This is a genomic window from Algibacter agarivorans (assembly GCF_039543245.1).
In the GTDB taxonomy this organism is placed as follows: domain Bacteria; phylum Bacteroidota; class Bacteroidia; order Flavobacteriales; family Flavobacteriaceae; genus Algibacter_G; species Algibacter_G agarivorans.
Window position 1 is genome coordinate 150,613 of the sequence record NZ_BAABJJ010000014.1, and the last position, 21,470, is coordinate 172,082.

The 21,470-nt window shown below is 31.2% G+C and carries 15 protein-coding genes; 5 read left to right on the forward strand and 10 right to left on the reverse strand.

Annotation, left to right across the window (positions count from 1 at the left end):
* Nucleotides 1-5: 5 nt before the first annotated feature.
* The 4 genes from ABD935_RS07140 to rnr all read right to left on the reverse strand — a co-directional run bounded on the left by ABD935_RS07140 (nt 6) and on the right by rnr (nt 9,762).
* Nucleotides 6-3,212, reverse strand: a complete 3,207-nt coding sequence (locus tag ABD935_RS07140) for a SusC/RagA family TonB-linked outer membrane protein (RefSeq protein WP_345191064.1) — start codon at nt 3,210-3,212, stop codon at nt 6-8.
* Nucleotides 3,213-3,451: 239 nt separating this feature from the next.
* Nucleotides 3,452-6,226: a helix-turn-helix and ligand-binding sensor domain-containing protein gene (locus ABD935_RS07145; RefSeq protein ID WP_345191065.1), complete on the reverse strand. Its 2,775-nt coding sequence runs from the start codon at nt 6,224-6,226 to the stop codon at nt 3,452-3,454.
* Between the two features lie 289 nt (nt 6,227-6,515).
* Nucleotides 6,516-7,187, reverse strand: coding sequence for a head GIN domain-containing protein (locus ABD935_RS07150; protein ID WP_345191066.1), 672 nt, complete (start codon nt 7,185-7,187; stop codon nt 6,516-6,518).
* Between the two features lie 373 nt (nt 7,188-7,560).
* Entirely contained in the window at nt 7,561-9,762 is a 2,202-nt protein-coding gene (gene rnr, locus ABD935_RS07155; protein ID WP_345191068.1) for a ribonuclease R, read from the reverse strand.
* Between the two features lie 744 nt (nt 9,763-10,506).
* Here rnr and rpiB point away from each other — a divergent pair.
* The 3 genes from rpiB (at nt 10,507) to ABD935_RS07170 (ending at nt 12,430) form a co-directional block, all read left to right on the forward strand.
* Nucleotides 10,507-10,941, forward strand: a complete 435-nt coding sequence (gene rpiB, locus ABD935_RS07160) for a ribose 5-phosphate isomerase B (RefSeq protein ID WP_345191069.1) — start codon at nt 10,507-10,509, stop codon at nt 10,939-10,941.
* Entirely contained in the window at nt 10,942-11,859 is a 918-nt protein-coding gene (locus tag ABD935_RS07165) for a cation diffusion facilitator family transporter (RefSeq protein ID WP_345191070.1), read from the forward strand. It begins immediately after the preceding gene.
* Nucleotides 11,860-11,986: 127 nt separating this feature from the next.
* Nucleotides 11,987-12,430 (forward strand): GNAT family N-acetyltransferase, encoded by a 444-nt coding sequence (locus tag ABD935_RS07170; RefSeq protein WP_345191072.1) that lies wholly within the window; start codon nt 11,987-11,989, stop codon nt 12,428-12,430.
* 80 nt (nt 12,431-12,510) lie between these two features.
* Here ABD935_RS07170 and ABD935_RS07175 read toward each other — a convergent pair whose 3' ends face one another.
* The 4 genes from ABD935_RS07175 to rnpA form a co-directional block, all read right to left on the reverse strand.
* Complete coding sequence (locus tag ABD935_RS07175) at nt 12,511-13,917, reverse strand: T9SS type B sorting domain-containing protein (protein ID WP_345191075.1); 1,407 nt, start codon at nt 13,915-13,917, stop codon at nt 12,511-12,513.
* A 6-nt stretch (nt 13,918-13,923) separates the two neighbouring features.
* The gene (locus ABD935_RS07180) at nt 13,924-14,781 is read right to left on the reverse strand and encodes an OmpA family protein (RefSeq protein WP_345191076.1); all 858 of its coding nucleotides are present in this window, start codon (nt 14,779-14,781) and stop codon (nt 13,924-13,926) included.
* Nucleotides 14,782-14,900: 119 nt separating this feature from the next.
* Nucleotides 14,901-16,535, reverse strand: coding sequence for a S41 family peptidase (locus ABD935_RS07185; protein ID WP_345191077.1), 1,635 nt, complete (start codon nt 16,533-16,535; stop codon nt 14,901-14,903).
* Nucleotides 16,536-16,541: 6 nt separating this feature from the next.
* Nucleotides 16,542-16,919, reverse strand: coding sequence for a ribonuclease P protein component (rnpA, locus tag ABD935_RS07190; RefSeq protein ID WP_345191078.1), 378 nt, complete (start codon nt 16,917-16,919; stop codon nt 16,542-16,544).
* A gap of 186 nt (nt 16,920-17,105) precedes the next feature.
* Between rnpA and ABD935_RS07195 the strand changes: the two genes are divergently transcribed.
* Both ABD935_RS07195 and ABD935_RS07200 read left to right on the forward strand, forming a co-directional pair.
* Nucleotides 17,106-18,956 carry a glutamate-cysteine ligase family protein gene (locus ABD935_RS07195; protein WP_345191081.1) on the forward strand — a complete coding sequence of 617 codons (1,851 nt, stop codon included), beginning with the start codon at nt 17,106-17,108 and terminating at the stop codon, nt 18,954-18,956.
* 3 nt (nt 18,957-18,959) lie between these two features.
* Nucleotides 18,960-20,150 carry a succinylglutamate desuccinylase/aspartoacylase domain-containing protein gene (locus ABD935_RS07200; protein ID WP_345191082.1) on the forward strand — a complete coding sequence of 397 codons (1,191 nt, stop codon included), beginning with the start codon at nt 18,960-18,962 and terminating at the stop codon, nt 20,148-20,150.
* Between the two features lie 55 nt (nt 20,151-20,205).
* On the opposite strand, the gene ABD935_RS07205 is transcribed toward ABD935_RS07200, so the two are convergent.
* Together ABD935_RS07205 and ABD935_RS07210 are read right to left on the reverse strand one after the other, a co-directional pair.
* Entirely contained in the window at nt 20,206-20,739 is a 534-nt protein-coding gene (locus ABD935_RS07205) for a GIY-YIG nuclease family protein (RefSeq protein WP_345191083.1), read from the reverse strand.
* Nucleotides 20,739-21,377: a hypothetical protein gene (locus ABD935_RS07210; protein ID WP_345191084.1), complete on the reverse strand. Its 639-nt coding sequence runs from the start codon at nt 21,375-21,377 to the stop codon at nt 20,739-20,741. Before ABD935_RS07210 ends, ABD935_RS07205 begins: the two co-directional genes overlap by 1 nt.
* Nucleotides 21,378-21,470: the final 93 nt, after the last annotated feature.

The following is a 21,470-nucleotide window of genomic DNA, read 5'->3' on the forward strand; positions in this document are numbered from 1 at the left end:
AGTCTTTAAAATGAAATATTAACTCCAGTAGTAAACGTTCTAGTTTGAGGGTATTGACCCAAATCTACTCCTGCGCCCAATGGACTTGCATTAGAAACATCTGGATTATATCCACTATAGTTAGTGAATGTATATAAGTTGTTTACAGCTACGTAAAGTCTAAACCTGTCTAAGCCTAATTTTTGTAAGACTTCACTAGGTAAAGAATATCCTAATTGAACATTCTGTATTCTTAAATAAGAACCGTCTTCTACATAAAAATCAGAAAACAAAACATTACCAGACGCATTGTTTGATGCTCTTGGAACAGTATTTGAAGACCCTTCTCCAGTCCATCTGTCTAAGTATAATCTTGATTTGTTGCTATAGGTTAAAAAACGTTCATAACTTCTAACCACATCGTTACCTATTGACGCATATAGTGAGGTGCCAAAATCAAAATCTTTATAATTTAGGTTCAGATTGAATCCTACCGTGGCATCAGGGATAGGGTTACCTATTACCGTTTGATCAACAGAGCTATCAATAACACCATCACCATCAATGTCAACAAATCTAATGTCGCCTGGTGCTGCGCCATCTTGAAACTTGTCGTCAAGGTCATTTATCGTACCATCATCGTTAGTATCTGTGTTTAGAGCATCTATTTCTGCTTGGTTTTGATATATACCATCCGTTTTTAGGCCATAAAAGACACCGATTGGAAGACCTGTTTGGAACCTTGATGTTTCCTGAGCCAAATCAAATAAGCCTCCAGAAATAAATCCTGCTGCATTATTTACTTTAACAGCTTTGTTCTCAATGGTAGTTACGTTTAAGCCTAATCCTAATTTAAAATTTTCTGAAAAGTCATGATTAAAATTTAAACTGATATCAAACCCTTTATTCTCAATAGTTCCAGCATTTACAATTGGAGCAGAACTACCCGGAGCCGCAGCACCTACTAAAGCAGAAACTTCTGGGATTAATAATAAGTCCTCTGTTGTTTTCTTATAGTAATCGGCCGTTAAGCCTAATTTTCCATTAAAAAACCCTGCATCTATACCAATGTTTGTTTGTGTATTGGTTTCCCATTGTAAATTAGGGTTAGACAAAGCACCAATGGCATTACCATAGTATAAATTGTCTCCAAAAGAATACGAAGCTTCTGTACCGTTGGTTCCTTGCAGGAAGCCTAACCATCTGTAGCTACCTATTTTGTCATTACCAGTAATACCCCAACTAGCCCTAACTTTTAATTTATTAATACTTTCTGATTTAAAAAAATCTTCTTTACTAATTAACCAACCTCCCGAAATAGAAGGAAAATATCCTACTCTATTTTCTGGACCGAATCTTGTTGATGCATCACGTCTTAACATAGCTGAGAAGAGGTATTTTCCATCAAAATCATATTGCAATCTACCAAAGAATGAATACCACCTATCTTCGTTTATTCCTGTTGACGCATTGCTATTAGTTCTTATAGTTTCTCCGCTATCAATATTCCCGTCAGCATCTACAACCTCATCATAAATAAAAGATTGCGTATTAAATAGGTAAGCATTTTTCCAACTATCTCTGTCAGAACTTAACGTTAAGTATCCAAAACCATAGGCACCATAAAAATTCTCACTTCTTATAGACGAGCCCAATAAAGTACTAACATTATGGTTTCCTATTGAAAACTTATAGTCTATAAAATTCTCAAAATTATAATCGAAGTAGTTTTGGTTGTCTTCACTTACTGTACTAAATACATCTGTAACTCCGTTATCATTTCTATCTAAATCGAAAACGCCTCCATCTAATGAAACATTATTTACAACCTTCCCAGATCCATAATAACTTAAAGGGTTATATCCTCTATTTACTACATCAGCATAGTTAAAATTAAAACGGCTAGTTGCTTTTAAGTTTTCTAAAATACTGTATTGTAATTCTATTTTTCCTGTAAACCTATTCGTTTTAGACTGATTGTATGTATTGTTAATAACAGCCAAAGGATTCACAATCTCAGAACCTTGATTATCTCCAATATATGTAAAGCCTCTTGAGGGTCCCGATCCATCTGTACCATCATAAACAGAAGTTAAAGGCGATGCATTTAGGCCGTAATATAAAACAGACCCTCTACCGCTTTCATTTATACCTTTACTTTTAATGTTTGTGTACAGTAAAAAGGTGTTTAGTTTTAATTTTTTTGATAAATCGATGCCTAAGTTGTTCTTAATGGTCATCCTATTATAATTAGATTTATCTGGAGCTATGATACCATCTTGGGCAAAATAACTGGCACTCACACTATATGTAACGGTATCCGACCCTCCATTAGCACCTATTGTATGGCTAATTATTGGGGATGTGGTAAATAATTCATCTTGCCAATCTGTTCCAACACCAAGTCCATTAATGCTAGGGTAAGGAATTCCATTGCCATCTGCTGCTTCTGTTTCATTTACATATACAGCATACTCGGAGGCATTCATTAAGTCTAGTTGATTTGAAGCCTGTTGCAAGGATAAAAATGAGTTATACGAAAACTTTGTAGCTCTGTTTTTCTTACCAGATTTAGTTGTAATAAGTATAACACCATTAGCCGCTTGAACACCATAGATAGCGGAACTGGCATCTTTAATAATATCCATTTTTTCAATATCATTAGGGTCAATAATACCTAAATCAGGACCGATATTAACACCGTCCACTATTACTAAAGGGCTATTATCACCATTAGTTGTTACCCCACGAATTCTAATATTTAATCCAGCTCCAGGAGATCCTGAATTTGATGTAACCTGAACACCTGCGGCATTACCTATAAGCGCCTCTTCTATCCTTCCTGGGTTAGATTCCGTTATCTTTTCAGAATCTAAACTTGTAAAAGCTCCAGAAACTAATTCTTTAATTTGCGTACCATAACCAATTACAACTACTTCATCTAGTTGTGCTAAGTCTTCTTCTAACTGAATTGATAGTTTAGAATTATCGGCAACAACAATTTCTTTTGTTACATACCCTAGGTAACTTACAGAAAGCGTTGAGCCAATTTCAACAGCTGTAATAGTGAAATTACCATCAAAATCGGTAACAGCACCCTTACTCGTGTTTTTTACAATAACATTTACACCAGGAATTGGAAACCCTGTGTTGTCTTGTACATTTCCACTAACATCTACATTTTGTGCGCTAGTAAAAGCTACAAAAAACAGTGCTAGAGTTTTTAAGAACATTTGTTTCATATTTAGTCGAGTTTTTAGTTTCTGTAAAATTAAACCCATGTGTTATGATATTCTAATTTTACACCTCAACAAAAAACATACATCATAAAAAAATGTATGAATTTTTATTGAAATACTAATAAATACTATGTTTTATACGATATACCTTACTATACCAAATACCATAATAAAGTAATTAAATCAGTTAATGTTGTGGTAGTGTTGTGGTAATAAAAAGGTTCGTCGTGGTCTTATATTTCCAAAATGTAATCGGATAAACTAGCTTCGTGGGGTAAATCCATTTTTTTTCGTAATCTATAACGCTTAACCTCAACGCTTCTAGGAGATATATTAAGTAGCGGTGCTATTTCTTTTGAGGAAAGGTTTAATCTAAGATAAGCACAGAGTCTTAAATCGTTCGAAGTAAGTGATGGGTGCAGGTTTTTAATCTTCTTCAAGAAATCTTTATCTGCATTATTAAACGCTTCTTCAAAAACATGCCAATCATCGTTATTATTTAAATTTCTATCAATTATCTTAATCACTTGCTTAATGCTTTTATTATCCTGAGCATGCAATAGTTCTTTTTTGATACTATTTAAAAATTCATTCTTTTTAATTAAGCTCATTGTGGATATGCCCAGTTCCCGGTTTTTGTTATCAATATCTTGCCTTAGCTTTTCATTATTGAACATCATGAGTTGTTGTTTGTTTTCTGATTCTTTTAACTTTAACTCGCGATTTGACTTTTGTAATAATTTTTCTCTTTGTTTTATATAGTACCTTTTGTAGATGTTATGCATGATGAAGGAAAACAACAAAACAAAAAACACATATATACCGATCATGGTTTTGGTTAAATACCATGGCCTATCTATTGTAAAACTATAGGAAGCTACATTTTTAGTAATGGTGTTTCCAACTCTAGCCCTTACTTTAAAAACATAATCGCCATGTGGCAAGTTTTTAAACAATGTGCTTGCATTATTAGACCAGTTACTCCATTTTGGATACATACCCTCTAATTGGTATTGGTATTCTGTATCAAGGTATTTTTCAAACTCAGCAACACTATAAGTAAATTCTATATTATTGTGCTTATTTTTAAAGAAGCCGTTACTGGCCATATTAATTATTTCTTGATCAGCATCAATACTGCTTGTTGTAACATGGTTAATAGCAATGTTGTAATTCTTATTCTGTACTTTATCTAAATCTACAATAATATACCCTGTTGAAGTTCCTATTAAATACCTTTGATTATTTAGGCGTGAAATGTTTTCGTAACCGGTTAATCCCTTTGGTAAAGACTTAGAAAATGAAATTTGGTTAATCTTTGGAACATTGCTTAATTTATCTGGTGAAAAATAACTCAAATTAGCTTTAGAAAACCCCCAAAGTGTATTGATATTTTTATTTATATAAATTAGCCTTCCTGAGGTGTACTCTTCTTTTTTAAATAAAGTGCTTAAAATCGTGTCTTTTAAAAATTCATTTTTCGTGATGTCGTATTTAAACACGCCTTCTTTATAAGAAAACAGTAAATCATTATTATATTTTATTAAACTCGAATTTAATTCCTTACCTATAGTAGTATCTTTCTCAATTTCTATTGCTTTTGTGAAATCATCATCCATTTTAATCTTAAAAACACCTTTGTATTCGTGGCTTACAAAAACATGATTGTCGTAAATTTCGAAAAACTTACTAGAAAGGTCAAATCCCTGAATTTTATTCCTAAACACCCATTTGTTATTAATTTTTTGAATAACGTAAAGCCCATTGTAATTACCTTGTAAGAGTAAATCTTTACTTATATTTATTGGTTTTATATCCCAAGTCCCTTGTTGGATTCCTTTTATTTTTTCAGCTTTATTATAAGTAATGATAGAAGTTCCTGTATCATGTCCGCAAAATAAAGTGTTTTTTATTTCAGTTAAACACCATACCGCTTCTTCTATGCCTTCAACTAATTTAAAGTCTTCTTTGGAATCATTTTTTTTATAAAATAATCCTTGATTTGTGCCTAAGTACAAATTGTTATTAAACACTATTGAGGTGCGAACTGCTCCTATTTTGCCTTTATAATCTTCATAAATACTAAAAGGAGATTTAACATTTACACAATTAACACCGTTTTCTAAGGCTAACCATATATTGTCTTCAGCATCCTCAAAAACCCAATGAACCGTATTGTTGCTTAGCCCTTGAACAACATCTATATTAAAGTCTATTTCTCCATTTTGGGTTAAGTGCAATATACCATTAGATCGCGTTCCTAAAATAAAACTGCCGTCTCTTAATTGAGCGCTACGAAATACACTGATCTCGGAAAGTTCTTTATTTGCTGGAATATTCCATTCTGTAAGCAAATCGTTATCTAAAATATAAAACCCATTATTCTCAGTTTCCAATAACAACTTACCGTCTTTGCTAAAAATATTAGCCAATCTGTTGTTTTTAAGGATAGGATTTTTTGAAACTAATTTTGCCTTTCCGTTTTCAATTTTATAAATGCCGTCCTTTGTTTTTTGAAAATAAATAGTTTGGTCAACTTTAAATATTTTATAAATTATAGTTTTTGAATCAATGGTATTGTATGTACCATTGATTTTATTGTATATATATATTCTTTTTAAAGATTGAAACAATATATAATCATCAATACTAATAATATTCCAGAATTCTTCATCTTCTAAAAGTTCAATTTCTAAGGATTTTGACAACGAGGTGTAGTACAACAAACCAAATTCGTTTCTTTGCCAATAGCCAAATTCATTACTACATCCCGTATATATAAGATTATCAATAACGTTAACTGATCGTAGAATGGTTTCGTTTGGTGAAAGGTATAGTCTCCAATTGGCGCCATTATATTCTAATAAACCTTTATTGTTTGCGACATAAATGTTTTTTTCTTTTGATTGTGAAATAGACCAATTTTGTGTTTCGGCACCATAATCTTCTGGAGAAAAGACATCAATAGGTGGGCGTTCTTGAGCTACAGAAATAGCTGAAAAAAGCATACATAATAATATAGACTTAAGTGCTCTCAATTTAAAATGGTTTAGTTGTTGTGCTACTAAGTTAATAAAAATAACTATTAGGGAAGACTATGTATGGTTTTTGTTTGGGTAATAGACATTATAAATAAAACCTATACAAACATAAAAACCGCCTAAAAAGACGGTTTTAAATATGCATTTGAATCTGTAAACTCAAGATAAATCGAATAGGTGCTATTCGGAAAATTTTTTTTCATTTCAGGTAAGCCCAGAAATATTAAAGCCCTAAGGTGTAATAAAATTATTCTAATTACATTCTTTTTACCCTACCGCCAAGAACTCTACTTTCATTTACGGTTTCCGGGTCTCCATAAATAAATACATCACCACCTGCTCTAATTTTTACATCCACTAATTTAGATGCATATACATGAGCTTCGCCTGCTGCTTTAATAGTTACTTCTGTTTTTTCTGTTTCCAATAATTCGCCTTGATACACACCTCCTGCTGATAAAGAAATGTCTTGACTTTTAGAACTCCCCATTGTTTTTATTATACCTCCAGAAACTGCCTTTATATTCGTGTAAGTAACATTTACTGGAACACGGATCAAACCACCTTCTTGAGCTTTTAAATCTATTTCAAATTGTTTTATGATATCATCTGAAGTTACTTTAGCACCTTCATTAACATCAATGATATCAACTGCTGTATAATGCAATACAATTTTAGTTTTTGCACCATCAAAAGCTTCTTCAAGCTTCATTTTAATTTTTAGCTTGCCATTTTTGTTATTAACAAGTACATCTTCTTTGTTTTCGCCAGTAATAATAACTTTATTTTCATTGGACTTTACGAGTTCCACTAGAATTAAATCGTATACTTTTAATTCGGTAAACTCTCCAATGGTTTTTTCTATTGGCTTTTGAGATATTCCAGTTACTGAAATAAGTAATGTTATAAGAATTACTAAATGTTTCATCTTTTTACTATTTTGATTTTTCATTAAACGCAAAATTATCAATAATTCTTACAAGGAAGACTAACTTTAGGAAAACATTATAATAGAACTCAAAAAAAATTATTTTGCTAATATTTAAATAAGTTCATTGTTAAACAACCTTAAACGCTGTACCCGTAATTGAAACAAATATAAAAGAAATCGAAGATGTTTCAATAGCTAATCTGATACCTATAACAGCATTGTAATTTTAATCCCGATAGCTATCAAGATTGAAAACAATGGTGTCCGGAAGTTTTAAGCTTTCAACCCTCCTAATTTCGATTAAATCGAAATTATATACCCTTTGTTTTAAAGGGAGTATAATTAATATTTTTAGTTAAATTTAAACTAATTAATTCTCTTCAGGCTTTCCAATCAAATTAAAATCTAAGTGTTTTTTAACTAAATCGGTATTTTTAACTTTTACTACAACTTCATCACCTAACTGATATACCATGCCATTACTTCTTCCAACCATGGCATACAAATCTTGATCGAAAGCATAATGATCATCTTTCATATCCCGAACACTTACCATGCCTTCACATTTATTGGAGATGATTTCTACATAAATTCCCCAATCGGTAACCCCTGAAATGACCCCTACAAATTCTTGGTCTTTATGATCTTCCATAAAACGAATTTGCATGTATTTAATAGAATCTCGCTCAGCACGGGTTGCCAAACCTTCCATATTACTGGAGTGATTACATTTATCTTCGTAAGCGTCTTCATTTGCTGATTTACCACCATCTAAATATAACTGTAATAAACGATGCGCCATCACATCTGGATAACGACGAATAGGTGAGGTAAAATGACTGTAATAATCAAACGCCAACCCGTAATGTCCAATATTTTTTGTGGTATACTCCGCTTTACTCATGCTTCTAATCGTTAAGGTATCCACTAAGTTTTGTTCCTTTTTACCAGCAACTTCTTTTAATAAATTATTTAAAGATGCAGTTGTACTTTTTCTGTCTTTAAAATTAAGTTTATAACCAAAACGGCTTACTACATTTTGTAATGAAGCTAATTTACTTTCATCTGGTTCATCATGCACACGGTACACAAATGTTTTTTTAGGCGACTGTTTTCCAATAAATTCTGACACTTTTCTGTTGGCTAGAAGCATAAATTCTTCAATCAACTTATTAGCATCTTGACTGGTTTTAAAGAATACACCAGCGGGATTATTGTTTTCATCTAAATTGAATTTTACTTCAACTTTATCAAAAGAAATAGCACCATCTCGCATACGTCTGCCTCGCATAATTTTAGCGAGTTCATCCATTTTTAAGATGGCATCTGCTAATTTTTGATCGGTTTGGTATGCTTTTCCTGTTAATGACACTTCTGCAGGAATGGTTTTGGTTTTAGACTCAATTACTGCTTGAGCTTCTTCATAGGCATAACGTGCATCACTATAAGTAACTGTGCGTCCAAACCATTGATTTTTAATTTCAGCTTTATCATTTATTTGAAATACTGCCGAAAAGGTTAATTTCTCTTCATTCGGACGTAACGAACACGCATTATTTGATAATACTTCTGGGAGCATAGGCACCACGCGATCTACTAAATACACTGAAGTTGCTCGCTCATAAGCTTCATCATCCAATACGGTACCTTCTTGTAAATAATGCGATACATCAGCAATATGAATGCCTATTTCGTATAATCCATTATCTAAAACTTCAAAAGAGAGTGCGTCATCAAAATCTTTTGCATCTTTAGGATCTATGGTAAAGGTTAAATCCTTACGCATATCACGTCGCTTTGCTATTTCTTCTTCTGTAATTGATGTGTCCAGTGACTTAGCAAATGCTTCAACTTCATGAGGAAACTCATGAGGTAAGCCATATTCAGCAAGTATCGCATGGATTTCTGTATTATGATCGCCTGGTTTTCCAAGTACTTGAATCACTTTTCCATGAGGTGAATCTGCTTTTTCGGGCCAGTCTTCAAGCAATACTAATACTTTATCACCATCTTCAGCTTTATTAATTTTATTGATGGGTACAAAAATATCTTTGTACATTTTATTACTATCTGGTACTACAAATGCAAAATTCTTTTTTTCGTGAATTTGGATAACGCCAACATACTCTGATTTTGCACGTTTTATAATATTAGTAATTTCACCTTCTGCTTTACCGCGTTTTCTGCGTTTGTAAGCATAAAATTCTACTTCATCGCCATGCAACGCTTTGTTGATATTATTGGATGCTATAAATACATCGTCATCAAAATCATCGCAAATAATGTAACCATTACCTTTGGCTGCTAAATCTAATCTACCAATATGATACTCCGTATTTACAACGGCTTTAAACTTCCCACGTTCTACTTGTATAATCTCTTCTTGAGCAGCTAATTTTGCTAAAGTTTTTATGATTTGGTTTCGGCTACTGGCATCGTTAACACCGAGTTTAGCCGCAATTTGTTTATAATTAAAACTTTGATTTCTTTCTTTTTTTAATATACTTAAGATTGTATCTGTAAGGTTGGAAATACCATTCTTTTTGGATTTTCCTTTTTTCTTTCTTGTCATGTAATTTTTGTAATCATTTTATTTCTAATCCCGTAGTTTCGGGAGGAAATTTTATTATTAAATAGCATCATTTTTAGGAGAAGATTTGCTATTTGTTTTTACAAAGTTAGGCTTTTAATATTAAATAGTGTGTTTTTAATATTAAATTGAAGTTATCCACATTATATATAATACAATCAGTTTTCTTTTAAATTTAAAAAAATAAATGGTGGTTATTATAGTGTGTTGATAGCGGTATAAGTTTTTTAAGTTTTGTTTTGATATATATCTTATGGAATGTTGTTGATATGAAATGAACATTATTTAAATAGGTAACTTGTTTAAATTAAACCTTTTCTAAAATCCTATTAACAATTGTTAGCAACCCATATTAACAACATTTTTTAATAAGTATTCTATTTTACAGAACTAACAACTGTATTTTTAATGCTTATAACTTAACCAAAAAAATATAGTAACTTATTAGGATGTTAGGTACAGGTTTTTGATTGGAAAATTAAATGGATATTCAATGTTTTTCTTTTAAAAACTAATGCACAGTTATTAACAAGTTGCTAATATTTGTATCAAGAGTAATGAACATTTTAGTTTTTGGTAAGTAAAATTATAGATAAAAAAACCGCTTTGCTTATATATAATAGATGTAGACTTAATAAATAGAAGCAAATAAGTAAAATAAGTAAAAAAGGAATCTAAATTCTTAATTTATTACCTTTGTATACTGATACAATAATAAATACAATAATGACAATTTCAATAGGAAACGACCACGCTGGAACAGAGTATAAATTTGCTATAAAAGCATTATTAGAATCAAAAGGAATTACCGTTAATAATTACGGAACCGATGCTAATGATAGTGTTGATTATGCTGATTTTGTGCATCCTGTTGCAGAAGATGTTGAAACTAATAAAGCCGACTTTGGAATTTTAATTTGTGGAAGCGCAAATGGTGTAGCTATGACCGCTAATAAACATCAAAAAATACGTGCTGGTTTATGTTGGAATAAAGAGATTGTTCATTTAATAAGACAACATAATAATGCAAATATTCTATGTATTCCAGCTAGGTTTACTGCTATTCCACAGGCCTTAGAAATGGTTGAGGTTTTTTTAAATACCGAATTTGAAGGCGGTCGTCACCAAAACCGTATAGATAAAATTCCGTTATCTTGCTAAATGGGACACCACCATTCTCATAACCACTCACATTCTCATAACGACTTAAAAAGCCGTAATCTTTTTATATCCATTTTACTTAATATTCTTATTACTGTAGCACAAGTAATAGGAGGTATACTATCTGGTAGTTTAGCACTCTTAAGTGATGCATTGCATAATTTTAGCGATGTTATTTCGCTTATTATTAGTTACGTTGCTAATGGTCTATCAAAAAAGAAAGCGTCTTTTCATAAAACTTTCGGTTATAAACGTGCTGAAATTTTAGCTGCTTTTATTAATGCTGCAACCTTAATTGTAGTGGCTATTTTATTAATTATAGAAGCTGTTGAACGTTTTCAAAACCCACAAGAAATAGAATCTAATTTAGTTATTTGGTTATCTTTAATAGCTATTTTAGGTAATGGCTTTAGTGTACTTTTATTAAAGAAAGATTCTGAAGTCAATATGAACATGAAAAGTGCTTACCTACATTTATTTACCGATATGATGGCAAGTGTAGCGGTTTTAATAGGCGGACTTTTAATGAAATATTATGAAGTATTTTGGGTAGATAGTGTACTTACATTTGTTATAGCTTTATATTTAATTTGGATGGGTTTTGATTTATTGAAAAATTCTACCAAAGTATTGATGTTATTCACTCCAGATACGGTTCCTATAAAGAAGATAGTGGATGAGATAAACGCCTTTGAAAGTATAAAAAATGTACATCATGTTCATGTTTGGCAGTTAAATGAAGAAGAAATTCATTTAGAAGCGCACATCGATTTTAACGAAGATATAACCTTATCACAATTTGACGCTGTTTTACATGATATAGAAGATTTAGTGTTCGATAAATATGATATTAACCACGTAAATATCCAGCCAGAATTTGGTAAGGATGATGCAAAAGACGTGATTGTCCAGGATTAATATGAAACGTCATTCCGAGGAGTGTGCGACTTGGGAATCTGTTTAATATATTAACTTCATTTTTCAATTAAAAAGATTGCCACGACTTTTTTAGAAAAGTCTCGCAATGACGAAAATATCATTAAACATGCTAGAAATTAAAACAAAAACCTTTTTAGAATTAACTAAACAAGAGCTTTACGATTTACTTCAACTACGAAGCGAAGTATTTGTAGTAGAACAAGATTGTGTGTATCAAGATATTGATGGAAAAGACCAAAAAGCGCTGCATGTTTTAGGTTGTAAAAATGAAAAATTAGTAGCTTATACACGTGTTTTTAAGCCAGGGGATTATTTTGAAGAATCAAGTATTGGAAGGGTAGTAGTTGCTAAAAACCAAAGGCAGTTTAAATATGGCTACGATATTATGAACGCTTCCGCGGAAGCGATAAAACATCATTTTAATGAAACCACTATAAAGATTTCCGCACAATGTTATCTTAAAAAATTCTATACTAATTTAGGTTTTGTAGCAGTAGGTGAGGAGTACCTTGAAGATGATATTCCGCATATAGCTATGGTAAGAGAATGATTAAAAAAATGTAGTATAAAATTATGTTTCGACTTTAGTTTATACTGAGCGCAGTCGAAGTACTCAACCTGACATTTGTATTATCGTTTTAAAGCAAAATAACCTCTTAAAACATTTCCAGTATTTAAAACAATTTCATACCAATAACTATCGCTACTTAATACCGTGCCATTAAAAGTGCCATCCCAACCTTGAGAATTTGGAGGTAAAAATTTTATAAGCTTTCCGTATCTATTGTAAATGGTAATGTTATTAATGCTATTTGAATTATCTAAAACGTTCCAAACATCGTGTTTTCCATCGTTATTTGGGGTAAAGTATTTTGGTATAAAATAATTACTATCACTTATTATAATGTTAAAACTAGATTCGTTACTGTTACAATTTAATGCATTATAAATATAAATGGTTTGCGATGAGGAAATAACATCTCCAGTATTTAGCAATATACCCAAGCCACCAGATTGAGTATAATAATTACCATTATTAAGTATAGGCAATATGTAATTTATACCTATAAAATCAACTAAAGAATCAACAGGAATAAAGTTACCACATGCGTCCCTTGAATTTACATAGTTTGAAAAAGAAGCAGGTTGCCATGTTGTATGGTTTCCATTGGAATCATCAACAACAACACAGTTTAAAACGGGATTAGAATCAAAATTCATTAAAATGACATTAGTGTTGTTTCCGTTTTTAATATTTAATCCACACAGCTCATTATTACTGCAATTCAAATCTGTTAAACTAAAATTTTGAGAAAGATCTAGTTCGGTTAATTCGTTGTTAAAACATAATAAAACAGCTAAATGGCTATTATTAGCAAGGTTTAAGTCTGTTAATTGATTTTGTTCACACGATAAATAAGATAAATCGGTATTTGTACTTACATCTAAATTTGATAATAGGTTATTACCACATTGAAACCGATTCAATACCGTATTGTTAGCTAAATTAAGCGTGTTTATTTGGTTTTGCTCACAAACCAAAACATTTAAGTTTGTATTATTTGAGGTGTCTAAATTTGTTAAATTATTGTTTTCGCAACGCAAGGAAATCAAATCTGTATTCTGAGTTATATTTAGACTCGATAATTGATTGTTAAAACACCACAATCGTATTAAATTAGATAGATTGGTGACATCTAAATTTGTTAATTGATTGTTACTACAATATAACTCTGTTAGACTCGTGTTTTGATAAATGTTTAAAACGGTTAATTGATTATCTGAACAATCCAGACTTGTTAATGCTGAAAAATCTTCTATTCCAGTAAGATCTGTAATGTTCATACCTGCAACATCTAAATCTGTGCGGCCGCTTATATTTACAGTTGGTACAAAATCATCTAAAGGTCCAGAATCTAAACCTAAATTTATTAATGCTTGCTCAAAATTATCATCAGGAATAAAGGTGTTTTGACAAAGACTTTTAAAGCTTATTAAACAAAAGCTAATTAATAAAAAACATGTTTTATAGAACATAATCTTTTAATTAGCATTGCCAACATAGGTAATTACAATTTCTACACGTCTATCAAATTCAGGTTCACCACCAAGAGGAAATTTTCGACGTAATCCTAAATGACGCATGCGCTTTTTACTAACACCTTTTTTTGCAAAATAATCATAAACATATTTTGCTCTAGCTTCAGATAAATTACGCTTTTTAGTTTTTCTATCTACAGCATCTCTAGTCATTTGTGTACAACACACATGCCCTTGAATAGTAAAATAGATATCTTTTCTTTCTACAAGTGCTTGAGCAATATCAGTTAGTGTTTTTTTAGAAGCTGGAGTTACTGTGGCGTAGCCGGTTTTAAACAAAATGTCTTTAAAAATTATTTTATCACCTTTATGACCTTCTTTAATTAAGTCTATAACCCCTTTTTCTTTAGCAACTGGTGTAATTTCAACAGGTGCTTCTTTTTTAGGTTCAGGGAGTTTAGGTTTTACAATAATTTCAACTTTTCTATTTAGGCCTCTTATTTTTAAAATGTTTTTTTCTTCAACAATTTTAAGCAGAATCTCGCCTTTACCATCTACATTAGTAATTAAATCTTCGCTTATTTCGTTATTGGAAAAAATGGCTTTTATAGCCTCAGCACGATGTTGTGATAATTTTAAATTGTAAGTATCGGCACCAATATCATCACAAAAACCAAATATGGAAATAGATTCAATATCAACATCTGTTAAAGTAGAAATAAACAAAAGCAGTCTATTTTCTTCAGTATTAGGAACATCATATTTATCGGTTTCAAAATACACCTCGTGTGTTAATTCTTTTTGAGAAAAAGCCAACACACTGTAAAGCGTTATTAATATAAATACCAAAAGTTTATTCATAGTAGGATAATAGGTGATAAATATACTGTTTTTTAATCTAAACCATGCCACAAGCCACTATCTATAGGTTCTGTTTAAATATTATATTCTCAAAAAACAAGAATCAAAACAAATAAAAATTATCTTAAATAGCCTTGATAAGTAGATGTATTACTAAGTATTTCTGTGCCTTTTTTTATTTCAGAATCGTGTATTTTATAATACTCATACAAACCTTCTCTATAGACATATTGCTTAACAATATCTTCCGTTATTAACTTTAATAGATAGTCTTTATTTTCATCTATAACACTTGTTTTGGATTGCGTTAAATTTGACATTAAAACGTTAAAATCGGTTTCAATATTATCATTTAAGGCTTCTTTTTTTGAAGTTTCAAATGCTTTATAAAGTGCCTTTTCTGTATCTGTTTTAAATGAAAAATTATTGGTTTTTAAATAGTTTTTAAAGTCTGTAAAATCCTTGTCCGAAAGCTTTAAATTATTAACATCTTTTACATCGTGTTTGTAATAATAATCAGTAGCATAATTAAAAACTAAATCGTTATTAACAATAGCTTTTGTAATTGGTGAGTTTTTATCACTTCCCATAGAAACATCTGGTAAAACACCGCCGCCATCAAATACTTGTCGCCCGTTTTTAGTTTTAAATGCGTTGTAGTTGTCTTGTGTTACTCGAATAGCCTCGTTTTTTTCGTTTCTATTCCAATAATCTAAAGACTGGATACATCTGCCAGAAGGTGTGTAATATCTAGAAATAGTAATTTTAACCTGTGTGCCGTAAGTCAATTGCTTAGGGCGTTGTACTAGGCCTTTTCCAAAACTTCTAGAACCAACAATAACGGCACGATCTAAATCTTGTAATGCGCCCGAAACAATTTCGCTAGCAGAAGCACTATTACCGTCTAGTAAAATAACCAATGGAATTTCGGTATCTATCGGATCCTTTTTAGTGTAGTAAGTTCTGTTGTATTTTTTAACTTTAGATTTTGTTGTTACAACCAGTTGACCTTTTGGAACAAAAAGATTAACAATATTAATGGCCTCATTAACTAACCCACCAGGGTTTCCCCTTAAATCTAAAATAATTTTTTCAGCGCCTTGGGCTTTTAAATCGCGTAATGCATAATTTGTTTCTGCTGATGCTTTTCTACTAAACCTGCTTAAAACTATATATCCTGTTTTGTCATTAATCAACGAAAAATGAGGCACGGCTTTTATTTCTACTTCTGCTCTTTTTATAGTGGCGGTTTGTGTTTTTCCTTGGCGTTTGTAAGTAACTTCAATAGATGTATCTGGAGCGCCTTTAAGTAAATCCCCAGCACTTTCTTTATAGTTTTCAACTAAGGTGTTTCCAACTTTAATAATTTCATCTCCCGCTTTTAGACCTGCTTTATCTGCTGGGTAATCTTTATAAGGCTCAATAACCACTAAGTTATTTTTTAAGGTTTTTATTTTTGCACCGATACCTGTGTAATCTCCTGTATTATTGATTCTAGCAGCTTCAACATCTTGCTCGTTCATAAAATTGGTGTAGGGATCCAAGTCTGCCAACATACTTTTAATGGCGGTATCCATTAAATCGCCCGGATTGGTTTCATCAACATAATTCATGTTGAGTTCTTTGAATAACGTGGTGAAGATTTCTATTTGCTTTGCTATTTCAAAAAAATCGTTTTTAAAAGCAGTGGTACTGAAAAATATAACACAGGCTATTATGGGAATTATGATTTTCTTTTTTAGTAAGTTTTTCATGTTGATTTATTTTTTAGAAATTTTGTTCGAAAACTTTTCAAACAAAATTTTCATTCTAGTTTCAACTTGCGTAAATGTGGGTTTGTCTTTGCCAATGTACAAAATCATAAACGCATGTTGTGTTGTTAAATTGTTAAAAAAATCTGCTTTATTTAATCGGTAAACTTCTCTTAACAAACGTTTTATGCGATTTCTGTCTACAGCCGTTTTAAAATTTCGCTTACTTACCGAAACTCCTGTTTTTGCTATAACGTCTTCATCAAAAGTAGTTGGCATATATACCAAACGCAACGGAAAAGCAGAAACCGATTGCCCCTCAGTAAATAGCTGATCAATAAGTTTTTTGCTTTTTAGTTTTTCTTTTTTAGGGTAGGTTGCAGACATAAACAATTTTGTGATTACAAAAGTAGCAATAACAATAATACTATGTCCTCCTTTAAATGATATAAATAATTCATGAAAATGTTATTACATATCGATTGCCATTAAGCAACATGATATAAATCATATTTAAAATCCCTAAATCAAAGTAAATTTAACTCTCTTAAAAACTAAGTAAATCATTGATTTATGGGAGATTATAATGTTGCTAAACTTAATACTAAAAAAGACAGAGCTAATTATATACATCACTTATTAAACGATATTAAAGCGTTGGATATGTTGATTGAAAAAGGGTTAATTGAGGAAGGCCCTTTACGTATTGGCGCTGAACAAGAATTTTGTTTGGTTAATGACGAGTTTTTACCAGAAAGTAAGTCCTTGGAATTATTAAAAGATATTGACGATAGTCATTTTACAACAGAAATAAGTAAATATAATCTTGAAATCAACCTAGACCCTATAGAACTAGGCGGTGACTGTTTTTCAAAATTACACAAGCAGTTGGAAGCTTTGTTAGATAAAGCAAAGAAAGCGGCTTCCAAAAAAGGAATCAAAATCATATTAACTGGTATATTGCCTTCACTATCTATTAATAATGTTGATGAGCAAAGTATGACGGACGTAGCGCGTTATTCAGTTTTAAACGAAGCTATAAAAGATAGTCGAAGAAAAAGTTTCGATATCCACATAAAAGGTGTTGATGAACTCAATTTATTGCATGACTCGGTAATGCTAGAGGGGTGCAACACTAGTTTTCAAATGCATTTACAATTAAGCCCTAAAAACTTTGTAGATGATTATAATTGGGCACAGGCTATTGCTGGCCCTTTGTTAAGCGCGTGTACCAATTCACCTATATTATTTGGAAAAGAACTTTGGAGCGAAACCAGAATTGCACTATTTACTCAAAGTATTGATACTAGAGTTAATTCCTATTTATTAAACGAAAAGCAATCTAGAGTTAGTTTTGGAAACGCATGGCAAACAGGAACAATTACAGATATTTTTAAAAACAATATTTCTAGGTTCAGAAGTTTTTTAACAACTGATTTTACACGAGATAGTGTAGAAATGATAAACAACAACGAGACCCCTAAATTAAGAGCTTTACAGCTACATAACGGTACTGTTTACCCATGGAATAGAGTGTGCTATGGCGTAATGAATGGCAAACCAAATTTAAGAATTGAAAATAGATATATGCCTTCTGGACCTACCACGATTGATGAAATTGCCAACATGATGTTTTGGGTGGGTGTTATGATGGGGAAACCTAGTAAATATAATAGAATCCATGAACAGTGGGATTTTAAAGATGTAAAAACAAACTTCTTTAATGCGGCGCGCTATGGTATGGCTACCCAGTTTTATTGGAATGGGGAATATATCTCAAGCCACAAGCTTATTTTAAGTGAATTGTTACCTATGGCCTATAAAGGTTTATATCGTGTTGGTATTATACCCAAAGATGCAGAATACTATTTAAAGGTTATTAAGGACAGGGTTGGAAGCTTTAATAGCTCTGAGTGGATGGTTAGAAGTTACAGAAGTTTATTAAAGAATCATAAACGCTATGATGCTATGCAAATACTTACTTCTAAAATGTATGAAAAACAAGAAAAAGGATACCCGGTTTCTGTTTGGGGCATGTTGAAACATTCAGATAACCTGTCTTTTGAAGCAAAACGAGTCGTAAAGCATATCATGAGTTCAGATATTTTTTCGGTTGATAAAAAAGACAGTATAAGTTTGGTTGCAAGTATCATGAAATGGAAGGGTATTCATCATATGCCAGTTATAAATAGAGATAGGGTATTGGAAGGTTTAATAAGTTGGAAAGATGTAGAAGCGTATTTAGATCAACCCAAACAGAAATACCATAGTGTTTCAAAATTAATGAAGACGGATATTGTAACGGTTACTGAATACACCCCCATTGAAACCGCTAAAAAATTAATGAAAGACCATGCTATCGGCAGCCTTCCGGTAGTTAAAGACGGAAAATTAGTAGGCTTAATGACCTCAAATGATTTTTAATACATGACTAATGTTTATAGCAAAGCGCTAGATTATACTATAGCCGTAGATAGAATACTTGGTAAGATTGAAGGGGCTAGTCTTGGACCAACAGTGGTGTTTTTTGGTGGTATCCATGGTAATGAAACTTCTGGTATTTTTGCTCTAAAAGATGCATTGGCAGGTATAAATGCGGCTTATGTAAAGGGTACTATTTATGGTATTTCAGGAAACCTAAAGGCGCTAAAAAAGCATCAACGGTATATAGAAAAAGATTTAAATAGGCTTTGGACTAAAGATGATATTCAAATCATTAAAAATAAGACGGATTTAAATGCTGATGAAGAAGAGTTACTAGAATTATTAGATGTTTTAAATAGCATTTTAGAAACCAATCAACCCCCGTTTTATTTTATAGATTTACATACCACATCCAGTAAAACACTTCCTTTTATTACCATTAATGACGCTTTAATAAACCGAAAATTTTCAGAACAGTTTCCTTTACCCATAGTTTTGGGTATTGAAGAATATTTAAATGGCCCCTTATTGAGTTATATAAATCAATTAGGTTATGTGTCTTTAGGATTTGAATCTGGGCAGCATGACGAATTAAATGCGATAACAAATAGTATTGCGTTTGTCTATTTAACTTTAGTGTACTCAGGTATTTTAAAGGAAGAAGCGGTAATTCATTTTTCTAAATATCACGAACAATTAAAACAACAAGCTAACAACACTTTTGATGTTTTTGAAGTCGTCTATCTTCATAGCATACAAAAAAACGAAACCTTTAAAATGTTGAATGGTTTTGAAAGTTTTGAAAGCATAAAAAAAGGTACAAAACTTGCCATAAGCAACGCTAACGAAATCTCATCGCCCTATAACGGCACTATTTTTATGCCTTTGTATCAAAAAAGAGGTGCTGAAGGTTTTTTTATTATAAAACCTATTAAACCCTTTTTGTTAAGATTATCCATGGCTTTAAGACGTATTAAAACGGATAGTTTGTTAGTGCTTTTACCAGGTATTTCTTGGGTAAACAAAACCGAAGGTGTTTTACAAGTAAATTTAACCGTGGCCAAATTTTTTGCCAAAGCGTTTTTTCATTTGTTAGGGTATAGAAATAGACAAATTACCAGCACGCATTTAAGGCTTAATAATCGGGAGCGTGTGGCTAAAACGGCTATTTATAAAAAGGAACCTTGGTATTGAAAGGTTGTGGTTTTTTTGGACGTTTGTTTAACGTTGTTGTATAAGCTTAAGTTTTTTATTTCCTCATTCTTTTTTTCGATTCACTCAATATTTTTCTATGTTTAGAAGTAAGAACTCCTTTCGTATGTTGGTAATTTAATGGTAAATAATTTCCTTTAATTTTAGTTTGTTCAAACTCGTTTAGTTCACTCAAAGTACAATTCTGCCATTCAACAATACAGTTTTCGTCCATAAATTCGTTTATAGATATCTTACTTTTAGACATTGGTAAATCTAATAAGCCACAAAGAGTAGTTCTTAAAGATGACAATCTTCCATTTTCAACTCCTTTTTGATGAAAATTATTATAATCTAACATATGATATTTCACTAATCTATCATTTCCATTTTTTGCTTGACCTATATAAAGTAAACCGTATTCAATATCATTTATTTTTTTTAATTCAATTTTTTCAAATTCAATTTCTGTTTCTAATTTAGAAAGTAAATTCCTAAAAACATTAGTTTTAAACCACCAATAATAAACAATTGGTTCTTTTGTGATTTTCAGGTCGTTTTCTCTAATAAATTTAACTTCTAATCTTTCCATTATAGTTTTATTTTGTCAGCTAACAAACCTTTCGCACAACCATAATGCCAATTTGTACTCGCTTTAGTTTCGTATTTTATAAGTTTAAATGAACTTTCGTTTTTTAGAAATGGTAAATCTGAATAAATATTCTTTTTCTTATAAAATATTATTTTTTCGTTTGGTAAATCTTTTGTTAGATTGTAAAACAGTTTTAAATAATCTGCTCCACCTAAAAAAACGATTTTTTCATTAGGATTGACTTTTTCTAAATGGTTAAAATCTATAAAAAAGTCCGTTTTCTTTCGTTGTGAGTTTTGTTCCGCTTTTTTTGAAAATGTAATATCATATTTTGGGATTTTAAATTCGGAATTTATTATTCCCCAACCTGCTGATAAAATGAATAAATTGGATTCATATTTTTCATATAATGAGCTATATATTTTTGGTTTGTAAAGTTTGTAGGATTCCAGTAAAATCTCATTTTCTTGAGAATTTACATACTCACGCCAAGTTCTATTTTCGTTGGGAATTTCGCTGTCAGGTTTAAAATTATTAGTCTTTTCTTTATCTGGCGATGAAGTAAACGTAATTTCGTTGTTTTTATAAACTAAATTTCCTCCGTTTTTTGAACCACTACAACTTATTACAATTATCATATTTTTCTTGTGTTTTGAATTTTTCTTGGAAATTAAAGCTAACGCAAAGATTAAGTTCCGTTTCAATACTGAAACAAGTTCAGCACAAGTGAG